The sequence below is a fragment of the Kocuria rhizosphaerae genome, assembly GCF_044462265.1.
GTDB classification, from domain to species: domain Bacteria; phylum Actinomycetota; class Actinomycetes; order Actinomycetales; family Micrococcaceae; genus Kocuria; species Kocuria rhizosphaerae.
Window position 1 is genome coordinate 60,718 of the sequence record NZ_JBISWL010000145.1, and the last position, 9,287, is coordinate 70,004.

General features: G+C 71.8%; 9 protein-coding genes. 7 read left to right on the forward strand and 2 right to left on the reverse strand.

Translation table 11 applies throughout. The features are described from left to right. The first annotated feature begins 6 nt into the window (after window positions 1–6). The 6 genes from ACH9EU_RS17235 (at window position 7) to ACH9EU_RS17260 (ending at window position 5,992) form a co-directional block, all read left to right on the forward strand. Entirely contained in the window at window positions 7–1,656 is a 1,650-nt protein-coding gene (locus ACH9EU_RS17235; RefSeq protein WP_396415129.1) for an LPXTG cell wall anchor domain-containing protein, read from the forward strand. A 460-nt stretch (window positions 1,657–2,116) separates the two neighbouring features. Then, on the forward strand, window positions 2,117–3,220 hold the full coding sequence (locus ACH9EU_RS17240) for a TerC/Alx family metal homeostasis membrane protein (RefSeq protein ID WP_396415130.1): 1,104 nt from the start codon (window positions 2,117–2,119) through the stop codon (window positions 3,218–3,220). Beyond that, complete coding sequence (locus tag ACH9EU_RS17245; protein ID WP_396415131.1) at window positions 3,217–3,705, forward strand: hypothetical protein; 489 nt, start codon at window positions 3,217–3,219, stop codon at window positions 3,703–3,705. Before ACH9EU_RS17240 ends, ACH9EU_RS17245 begins: the two co-directional genes overlap by 4 nt. A 184-nt stretch (window positions 3,706–3,889) precedes the next feature. After that, complete coding sequence (locus ACH9EU_RS17250; RefSeq protein ID WP_396415132.1) at window positions 3,890–4,036, forward strand: hypothetical protein; 147 nt, start codon at window positions 3,890–3,892, stop codon at window positions 4,034–4,036. A 190-nt stretch (window positions 4,037–4,226) separates the two neighbouring features. Beyond that, on the forward strand, window positions 4,227–4,643 hold the full coding sequence (locus tag ACH9EU_RS17255; RefSeq protein ID WP_396415133.1) for a MarR family transcriptional regulator: 417 nt from the start codon (window positions 4,227–4,229) through the stop codon (window positions 4,641–4,643). A 206-nt stretch (window positions 4,644–4,849) separates the two neighbouring features. Next, window positions 4,850–5,992, forward strand: coding sequence for a calcium/sodium antiporter (locus ACH9EU_RS17260; protein WP_396415134.1), 1,143 nt, complete (start codon window positions 4,850–4,852; stop codon window positions 5,990–5,992). Window positions 5,993–6,039: 47 nt separating this feature from the next. On the opposite strand, the gene ACH9EU_RS17265 is transcribed toward ACH9EU_RS17260, so the two are convergent. Together ACH9EU_RS17265 and ACH9EU_RS17270 are read right to left on the reverse strand one after the other, a co-directional pair. After that, entirely contained in the window at window positions 6,040–7,074 is a 1,035-nt protein-coding gene (locus ACH9EU_RS17265; protein ID WP_396415135.1) for a CNNM domain-containing protein, read from the reverse strand. Continuing rightward, complete coding sequence (locus ACH9EU_RS17270; RefSeq protein ID WP_396415136.1) at window positions 7,071–8,507, reverse strand: CNNM domain-containing protein; 1,437 nt, start codon at window positions 8,505–8,507, stop codon at window positions 7,071–7,073. Before ACH9EU_RS17270 ends, ACH9EU_RS17265 begins: the two co-directional genes overlap by 4 nt. Window positions 8,508–9,010: 503 nt before the next feature. Here ACH9EU_RS17270 and cspE point away from each other — a divergent pair. Next, window positions 9,011–9,217 carry a transcription antiterminator/RNA stability regulator CspE gene (gene cspE, locus ACH9EU_RS17275; RefSeq protein WP_396415137.1) on the forward strand — a complete coding sequence of 69 codons (207 nt, stop codon included), beginning with the start codon at window positions 9,011–9,013 and terminating at the stop codon, window positions 9,215–9,217. The last annotated feature ends 70 nt before the right edge of the window (window positions 9,218–9,287 follow it).

The following is a 9,287-nucleotide window of genomic DNA, read 5'->3' on the forward strand; positions in this document are numbered from 1 at the left end:
GCGATCATGTACGAGAACATCCGGCGAGGCCTGTTCGGCTTCGCCCTGGCCACTGGAATCGCGATCATCGGATCGTCCGAATCAACCGCCGCGGAGACCACGGCCGAGGCCACCGTGGCGACCGTCGCCGAGGCGGCCCTCGCCCCGGCCGGCACCACGGGTGACGGCGCCACCGCCGTCGACGCGACGGCTGTCGCGGACCTCACGGTGGGAACCGACGCCCCGGCCGTGACGGAACAGGTTGCCGTCACCTCCGACACCACCCTGGCCGCCGACACCGTGGGCGAGGGCACCATCGCGGCCGTCGCCGACGTCCAGCTGGCGGTCGACACCGCTGCGGCCGAGGCTCCGGTCGAGCAGACCGTGGCCGTCGCCGACGTGTCGGTCGCCGCCGATCCGGGACCGGGCGCCACGGCCCCGGTCGTGACGGAGCAGGTCGTGGCCGGCGGCGACGCGGCCGTCGCGGCGGCTGCCGACGCCCAGCTGGGTCTCGCAGGCGTGAACGAGCCGGCCACCGGCACGGCGGCCGGCGCGGCTGCCGCTGCCGACCTCGCGGTCGGCACCACGGCCCCGGCCACGCCCGAGGAGGTCGCCGGCGCCGCCGAGGCCACCGCCGAGGCCACCGTGTCCGCCCCCGTCCTCGACGGCACGAGCGGTGCCGCTGACGCGCAGCTGGGCCTGGGCGCGGCCGGGACGGTGCCCCCTGTCGAGGAGACCGCCGCAGTCGTCGACGCTGCTGTTGATCTCGACGTGGGCACCACGACCCCGGTCGCCACGGAGGAGGTCGTCGTCACCGGCGACGCCACCCTCGCCGCTGCGGGCGCCGGGGACGTCGCGGCGGACGCCGCGGCTGTCATCCAGCTCGGCGCCGTGAACGACGGCACCACCGCTGACGCCCAGTTCGCCCTGGACGCCACCGGATCCGTGGTCGAAGGGACCGGTGTCGGCGCCGCCGGCGATGCGGCCCTGACCGCGGCGGGAACCGTCGGCGACGGCACCACCGCCGCTGCTGCCGATGCCCAGCTCGGTCTCGGCGCCAACGGGGCCGTGACCCCCGCCGAGGAGACCGCCGCTGACGTGGCCGCTGCCGTTGACGTGGCCGCTGCCGCCGGCCTCGGCCTCGGAGCCGACGACCCGGTCGTGGCGCCGGAGCCTGCTGATCTGCCGGCGACCGGAGACGGCTCTGACGAGGGCCCCGGTGCCCCCGGTGGCCAGAGTGAGTTCGAGGGCGACGTCGTCGTCGGCGGCACCGCTCCCGCGGGACCCGAGGGCGCCTCTGACGGTCCCGCCGGCGCTGCCGGTGGTCAGGGTGCCGTCAACGGTGCGCCGACCACCCCGTCCGTCGCCACGGCGGCCGGGGCGAACCGCTCCGGCGCCGTGGCGGCGCACACCGGTGAGCGCACGGTGACCGTGAGCTCGAGCGGGGCGACCGGCCTCGCGGCGACGTCCGCCGGAGCCGTGCACGGAGGCACCGTCTCCGGGCCGACGGCCCACGGCGTGAACGCCGCAGCCGTGCAGGGTCTGAACATCGACGCCGGCGTGGGACCCCTGGCCTCCACGGGCGCCGACGTCATGGCGGTCCTGCTGGCCGGTGCGGTCCTGCTGGGGCTCGGTGCCGCCATGATGCTGTTGCGCCGCCGGACCGAGAACCGGTAACCGGCCCGCACCGGACCGACGACGACGCCGGCCGTCCCTCGAGCAGCGTCACTCTGCCCGGGGGACGGCCGGCCGGCCCGTGGGTCGCGCCCCGGCGGAAGTGTCAGCGCGGGGGCCCGCGGTCGGGCGCGCCTCTTCGGCGGGCCGGCGGCGGGTCCGGGGCGTTCGCCCGGTCCGGCCCACCCTGCGCAGGACCCGCAGCCCTGCCCTGGGCGCGGGTCGCTGAATGGCGCGGAGCGGGGATTGCGGGGGCACCCGAACGTGCATCGACTTTCCCTGAGAGCGGCCGGCGGCGCGCCTTGTCAAAATAGGTGAAATCTGGTTCACTTATTGAACTGGGGAGGGGAGTATCCCACCGACGTCGTGTCGTCATTACGGTCCGCGAGGGCCCGGCAGGCGGGCCCGTGAGGGCCGGGAGAGACCTCCGGTTCGTTTCTGACAACCGGAAGGTGTTTTTCTCATGGATGTCCCGTTCTGGGTCTGGGTCGCGGTGCTGGGATTCATCGTGGTGATGCTGGCCGTCGACCTGTTCGCCCACCGCCGCGCCCACGTCATCGGTGTACGCGAGGCCGCCGCCTGGTCGGGGGTGTGGGTAGCCTTCGGGGTGGCCTTCGGCGTGCTGATCTGGTGGGTCTGGGGTGCTGAATTCGGCCAGCAGTACTTCGCCGGCTACCTGATCGAGAAGTCCCTGGCGGTGGACAACGTCTTCGTCTGGGCCATCGTCTTCAGCTACTTCGCCGTGCCCCGGGCGTTCCAGCACCGGGTGCTGTTCCTGGGCGTGCTCGGCGCGCTGGTCTTCCGCGGGATCTTCATCGCCGCCGGTGCCGTGCTGATCCAGAACTTCTCCTGGATCCTCTACGTCTTCGCCGCGTTCCTGCTCTACACCGGGTACCGGATGATCCGTCAGCGCGAAGAGCACCTGGACCCCGAGAACTCCGCGGTCCTGCGCGCCTTCCGCCGCTGGGTGCCCATGACGGACGCCTACCACGGGCAGAAGCTGCTGGTCCGGAAGAACGGCGTGCTTCTGGCCACTCCGCTGCTGGCGGTGCTGGTGCTCATCGAGGTCACCGACGTCGTCTTCGCCGTCGACTCCATTCCGGCGATCTTCGCCGTCACCGACGAGGTGTTCCTCGTCTTCACCGCCAACGCGTTCGCGATCCTGGGGCTGCGGGCCATGTACTTCCTGCTGGCGGACATGATCCACCGCTTCATCTACCTGAAGACCGGCCTGGCCCTGGTGCTGATCTGGGTGGGCATCAAGATGCTGCTGAAGATCGACATCGTCTACATCCCCACTCCGATCTCCCTGGCCGTGGTGGCCATGATCATCACCGTCTCGATCGTCCTGAGTCTGCGCGCCACCCGGGGACAGGGCCGCCGGGCGCTGCCGAGCCCGGCGAATCCGCCCTTCCACATCGCGACCGAGGTGGAGAACGCAGCCCTGGAGCCCGTCTGGGGCCGCCGCCGGCCGTCCCGCTCCCCGGCCCGGCACCAGGAGGGCCGGACGCACGAGTCCACCCGCGACGCCGAGCAGGCCCACCGCCACGAAAGGAACCTCCGATGACAGCCCTCGCCCCTCGCCGTCCCGTGGCTGCGGTGATCACCGACGGACCCGAGGCCGTCACCGTGGCACGTTGCGCGGTACGGATCGCCGCCGAGGAGGGCGCGCCGCTGCTGCTGCTGGTGCCGATGCTGCGCTCGGCCTTCACCGCCGACGCCGTCATTGCCGCCCGGGTCCGCCGGGAAGCGCTGCGCGAGGCCGAGGCCGTCGCCGCTCGCGTCCGCGCGACAGTGGAGAGAGCGGGGATCTCCGCCCGGGTGCAGGTGGTGTGGCACCGGACCTGTTCGCCCCACCGGGCCGAGCAGGGGCGAGCCATCGCCCTGGCCCACGCCGCCCACAAGATCGGAGCTGCCGTGATCGTCACCCCGGCGGAGGTTCCGGTGCCCACGGTGTGGCACGGACCCGAGGTCGTGCTCGTGGCCGAGGTCGGCGGCGCCACGTTCAGCGTGCACCGCCCGGCGCGCTCTCGCAGACTGGCCCAGCTGTGATGCCGTCCCCGACGGTGCGCCCCCGAAGGCAGCGGTGCCTCAGCTCTCGGCCGCACCCCCAACACCCCCGACCTCTCGACGAGGCGCCCGGGCAGGTCGAGCAGGGACCGCAGCCCCACGAACAGGCGCCACCAGCTCCGAGGACCGTCAACGACCACCGGTCACCCCGATCGAAAGGCATGTCATGACCACCCCGACCCCCGACCCCCGGCACTCCAGGCGGCCACGCCCCTGGGGACTGATCGCCGTTTCGACCGGGTTCCTCGCCGCCGCCGCGTCAGTGGTCGCCGTGGGCCTCCTCTCCCTGGGCCCTGCCCCGTCGCTGCAGTAGTCCCGCCGGGGTGCACGCGGGCGGGAGCAGCCCCTCAGCCCCCGTACGCCACCCTGCGCGCTCCCACGAACCGACCGAGTCGTAGCACCGCCATCTCCGACGGGAAGGACCCCCGACGTTGCCCTCCAGCTCCCACCCCGGTGCGACCGGAACCTCGTCCCCTGCCCGGGGCCACTCCGCCGGACCAGGGGTGGAACACCACGATCCGTCCCGGCGCCCGTCCTGGACGTTGCTGACCAACCACGGCCACGTTCTTCTGGTCATCGCCCGGGGCGGGGACGTTCGGGTCAGCGACATCGCGACCCAGGTGGGGATCACCGAACGAGCGGCCTTGATGATCCTCAAGGACCTCGAGGAGGGCGGGTTCATCACCCGGCGCAAGCTCGGTCGCCGCACTCACTACACCATCGACGAGCACCAGCACTTCCGGCACCCCACCCTCTCCGCCCACGAGATCGGGGATCTGCTCGCCGTCCTGGGCCCCGCGTCCCCGCCGGACCGCACCATTGCCGGCGACGGCACCACCCCGCCTTCCGAGAACAGCCTCCCGAAACAAGACGGAGCCCCCCGTGTCCGACGTCCCGCCACGCGCGGAGCGACGTCTTGAAGCAGCCCTGAACCTGGACGGGCTCACCGTGCGCCTGCACCTGGTGGGTGAGGAACCCGTCATCGCCGTCGACGACCCGCTCGCCTCCGTCGACGGCTTGACCCTGCTGGACGCCCACAGCCAGGAGACCGTGCTGCGGTCGCGGCCGGGACATGCCTCTCGACGGGGGCCTTCGGGGCCGGGGCGCGGTCCGTACACTCCTGCCCATGGATGTTCTGGACGTCGGACGGATCGTGGCCGGGCTGGTGCTGCTGGTGCTGGGCGGGGAGTTCCTGGTGCGGGGGGCGTCGTCCCTGGCGAGACGCGTGGGGATCTCCTCGCTGGTGGTCGGGCTCACCGTGGTCTCGGCCGCCACGTCCGCGCCCGAGCTGGCGGTCACCGTCGGCGCCGTCTTGCGCAATGAACCCGGCCTGGCCGTGGGCAACGTCGTGGGCAGCAACATCGTCAACGTCCTGCTCATCCTCGGGCTCTCAGCCCTGGTCCTCCCCCTGGTCGTGAAGCAGCGGCTGGTGCGCTTCGACCTGCCCCTGATGCTCGCTCTGTCGGTCGGACTGCTGCTCGTGTCCCTGGACGGGCGGATCGGCGCGGTGGACGGAGTGATCCTGTTCTGCGCCGTGGTCGCGCACACGGTGCTGACGGTCGTTCTCGGCCGGCGCCGGGCGAACGCCCCGGCCCAGGCCGGCGGGCCGGCCGGTGGCCCACCGGCTGCCGATGTCGCCGGGGAGGACGAGGAGCCGCCGGCCGCCCCGGCCGGCAGGTCCGTCCTGTTCGTGGTGCTCGGGGTCGCCCTGTTGGTGGCCGGTGCCACGCTGCTCGTCGAGGGCGCGGTGAACATCGCCACCACCCTGGGGGTCAGCAGCCTCGTGGTCGGCCTGACGGTCGTGGCCGTCGGCACGTCGCTGCCCGAGCTGGCGACCTCGATCATCGCGGTTCGCCGCGGTGAACGTGATCTGGCGGTGGGCAACGTGGTGGGCAGCAACATCTTCAACATCGGGGTGGTGCTCGGTCTGCCGGCCCTGATCGCCTCCGGCGGGATCCCGGTGTCCGGTGCCGCGGTGGCCCTGGACATGCCGGTGATGCTGGCCGCCGCCCTCGCTCTGCTGCCCGTCGCCTTCACCGGTTTCGCGGTGGCCCGCTGGGAGGGCGCCCTGTTCGTGGCCCTGTACCTGGCGTACACCGGCTACGTCGTTCTCGCCGCCACCGCGCACGACTCCCTGGAGGGGTTCACGGCCGTCATGGCGTGGTTCGTCCTCCCGCTGGTGGCCGTCACCCTGATCGCCGTCACGTCCTACGAGATCGGGCTGCGCAAGGGACGCCAGGGCACCGGGGGTACCACGAACTCGTCCTGACCCGGGGGCCTTCGTGCTCGGGGCCGTGGATGTCGGCGCCCGTCCGCTCACGTGCCGGTGTGCCTCTCCGTGGTGAGCTCTCGGGGAAGGACGCGTCGCAGGACGTCGGAGAGGGTGATCACCCCGACGAAGCGGCCGTGGCGCATGACGGCGGCGAGCTGCTCACCGGCCGCCCGGATCTGGGTCAGGGCCTCGTAGACCGGGGTGTCGGCCTCGAGCGCGAACGCCGGGCGGGCCAGGTCCCGGACGGGCCGTCCCAGCGGCTCGAGCAGCGTGTCGCGCACGTGCACGACGCCGGGGGTGCCGCCGTCGGGGGCCGTCACGAGGACGCGCAGGTGCCCCGACCGGGCGGCGGCCTCCTGCACATGGCCGGCCGTGGCCCCGGCCGGAACCGTGGTCGGCGCGCCGTCCGGCGCGATCAGCGCCTCGACGGTGAGCTGCTCGAGCTCGAGGACGCCGGAGAGGTGGGTGCGGAAAGACGCGTCCAGGGCGCCCACCGAGGCGGAGTGATCGACGAGGTGCCGGATCGTGTCGACGTCCTGGCCGCCGACGGCCGCCCGGTTCACCGGGGTGACACCGCTGGCCGCGACCAGCCGGTTGGCGATCGCGTTGACCCAGCTCAGCAGTGGCCGCACGACCCAGATGAAGCCGCGCGAGGGCACGGCGATGAGCTTGGCCGAGGTCTCCGGGTGCGCGATCGCCCAGGACTTCGGCGCCATCTCGCCCACGACCAGGTGGAGGAAGGTCACGAACAGCAGGGAGAGGCCGAAGGCGGTGCCGTCGGCCAGTCCCTCCGGCGCCCCCCAGGAGGCGAGCACGGGGCTCAGCCACGCGTCGACCGCCGGCTTGGTGACCGCACCGAGGGCGAACGTGCAGGCGGTGATGCCCAGCTGCGCGCCGGCGAGCATGATGGTCAGCTCGTTGATCCCGCGCAGTGCCGCGCGGGCGGAGCGGTTGGTCGCGGCCTCGGCCTCGAGCCGGTGGCGGCGCGCACCCAGCAGGGAGAACTCGACGACGACGAAGAACGCGCTGAGCACGATGAGCAGCGCGGTCACGGCGGTGACGATCAGTGGATCGGTCATCGGTCCCCCTCGCTCTCGGCCGCGGCCTCGGCCTTGGTCTCGGGCCGGGCGGCGGTGTCATCGGCCGGGCCGGTGTCCTCGGCCGTGGTCTCCACGAGCCGCACGAGCAGCTCACTGGGCACGTGCCGGGAGAGCTCCAGCACTTCGACGTCGAGCACCCGGTGCACCGGTTCCTCCAGGACCAGGTCGCGGGGGTCGTCGGGCAGCTCGACCCGCACCACGTCCCCGGCGGACGGCAACTCCCCGCGGTGGGCGATGAGCATCCCGGAGATCGTCTCGTAGTCGCCCTCGGGCAGCTCGTGACCGACCGCGCGCTCTACCTCGTCGACGTGGATGTCACCGCTCATCCGCCAAGTGTCCCCGGACTCGGGCGTGATGGTCGCGGGCGGCTCGTCGTCGTGCTCGTCGGTGATCTCCCCGACCAGCTCCTCGGCCAGGTCCTCGACCGTCAGGACGCCGGCGAAACCGCCGTACTCGTCGATGATGCAGGCGATCTTGTGGCGCGAGCGCGTCAGCTGCGTCAGCGCGTCGGGCAGCGACATGAGCGTCGGCAGCACGAGCGGTGGCGCCATGATGGTCGAGACCGAGGCGCCCTCCGGCGCTCCGCCGCGGAGCAGGTCGGTCAGCTGGACGACGCCGAGGGGCTCCTCCGTCTCGGAGATCACCGGGTAGCGGGTGTGCTCGGCCGCCATGAGGACGCGCAGCTCGCCCACGGTCGTGTCCGGGGTGACGATGCCGACCTGTGACCGCGGGATCATGGCGTGTTCGACGTCCCGGTCCGGGAAGTCGATGATGCGGTCGATGAGCACCGACAGCTCCTCGGGCAGGTCCCCGCTCTCCCGGGAGTCTGCGACGATGCGCTCCAGGTCCTCCACGGTCGCGGTCGTGTCGACGTCGTGCACCGGCTCCACGCGCACCAGACGCAGCAGGGCGTTGGCGGCGTGGTCGAACACGGTGATCAGCCACCCGAAGAGCGCGAGGTAGATCGTCGTCGAGCGGGCGAGAGCGCGGGCGAGCGGTTCGGCGTTGGCGATCGCCAGGTTCTTCGGGTACAGCTCCCCGAAGATCATCTGCACGACGGCGGCCACGACCAGGGCGACCACCGTGCCCACCGAGATGCTCAGGGCGGCCGGCACCCCGGCGCCGCCGAGCAGCACGCCGAGGGACTCGCCCACCATGGGCTCGGCGACGTAGCCGATGAGCAGACCGGTGACGGTGATGCCCAGCTGGGCGCCCGAGAGCATGAACGACGTGCGGCGGGTCACCTTGAGGGCACGCTGGGCGGCCTTGTCGCCGGCCTCCGCGCGGGCGCCGAGCTTGGCGCGGTCCACCGACATGTAGGCGAACTCCTGGGCCACGAAGTACCCGTTGGCGGCGATGATCGCCAGGATCACGACGATGCCCAAGAGCAGGGTCAGGACCGCTCCGATCATCGGGAGCTCACCCCCGGACATGAGGAGCCGGGCCGGAGCCTGCGGCGGTGGTCAGGTGTTGTCGGTGCAGGACAACTGTCGCCCGGGTCGTCGGACGACCCGGCTCTCGCAGGCGATTGGCCCATGGTGCTGGTTCACGCTCTCCATCGATCGGGGGTGCTGAGACGTCCCACAGTATAATTCGGAATGCGCGACCGCGAGGCGGCGCCGGTGACGAGGACGTTGCGGGCGGGGCCGGAGGTCGGCATGGGGGTGTCCTTCTCTTCTCGGCGGTCCGGAGGTGCCGCCCGGTGTCACGTCCCCGGGTGACGTGGGCCACAGCGGAATACCGGCGTCCCGTGTAGAGTCATCACCAGTTGTTGAAGTTTCGTTTTTGTATGTCAGGCAGTTCGTCCCGAATCCGGGCGCAGCAGTTTTTCTGAGAAGACGTTTTGGCAGGCATCACAACGCTCGAGCCCCCGACAGTCGGGGACAGCTCCGCTTTTCAGAGAGACAGGTCATACATGACTACTGGCACCGTCAAATGGTTCAACGCTGACAAGGGCTTCGGCTTCATCGCCCCCGAGGACGGCTCCAAGGACGTGTTCGCGCACTTCTCGGCCATCAACTCCGGCGGCTTCCGCGCCCTCGAAGAGGACCAGCGCGTCGAGTTCGAGACCCAGGACGGCCCCAAGGGTCCCCAGGCCGCGAACATCACCGTCATTGCGTGAGAACGCACTGATCTCCTCGTGAGATCCCCGACGACCGGCTGACCGCCGGGACGTCGACCCAGGAATCGCC

Coding starts and splice junctions, on each gene's coding strand:
- ACH9EU_RS17260 (WP_396415134.1), top strand. CDS start 4,850: ATGGATGTTCTGGACGTCGGACGGATCGTGGCCGGGCTGGTGCTGCTG.
- cspE (WP_396415137.1), top strand. CDS start 9,011: ATGACTACTGGCACCGTCAAATGGTTCAACGCTGACAAGGGCTTCGGC.
- ACH9EU_RS17235 (WP_396415129.1), top strand. CDS start 7: ATGTACGAGAACATCCGGCGAGGCCTGTTCGGCTTCGCCCTGGCCACT.
- ACH9EU_RS17270 (WP_396415136.1), bottom strand. CDS start 8,507: ATGATCGGAGCGGTCCTGACCCTGCTCTTGGGCATCGTCGTGATCCTG.
- ACH9EU_RS17245 (WP_396415131.1), top strand. CDS start 3,217: ATGACAGCCCTCGCCCCTCGCCGTCCCGTGGCTGCGGTGATCACCGAC.
- ACH9EU_RS17240 (WP_396415130.1), top strand. CDS start 2,117: ATGGATGTCCCGTTCTGGGTCTGGGTCGCGGTGCTGGGATTCATCGTG.
- ACH9EU_RS17265 (WP_396415135.1), bottom strand. CDS start 7,074: ATGACCGATCCACTGATCGTCACCGCCGTGACCGCGCTGCTCATCGTG.
- ACH9EU_RS17250 (WP_396415132.1), top strand. CDS start 3,890: ATGACCACCCCGACCCCCGACCCCCGGCACTCCAGGCGGCCACGCCCC.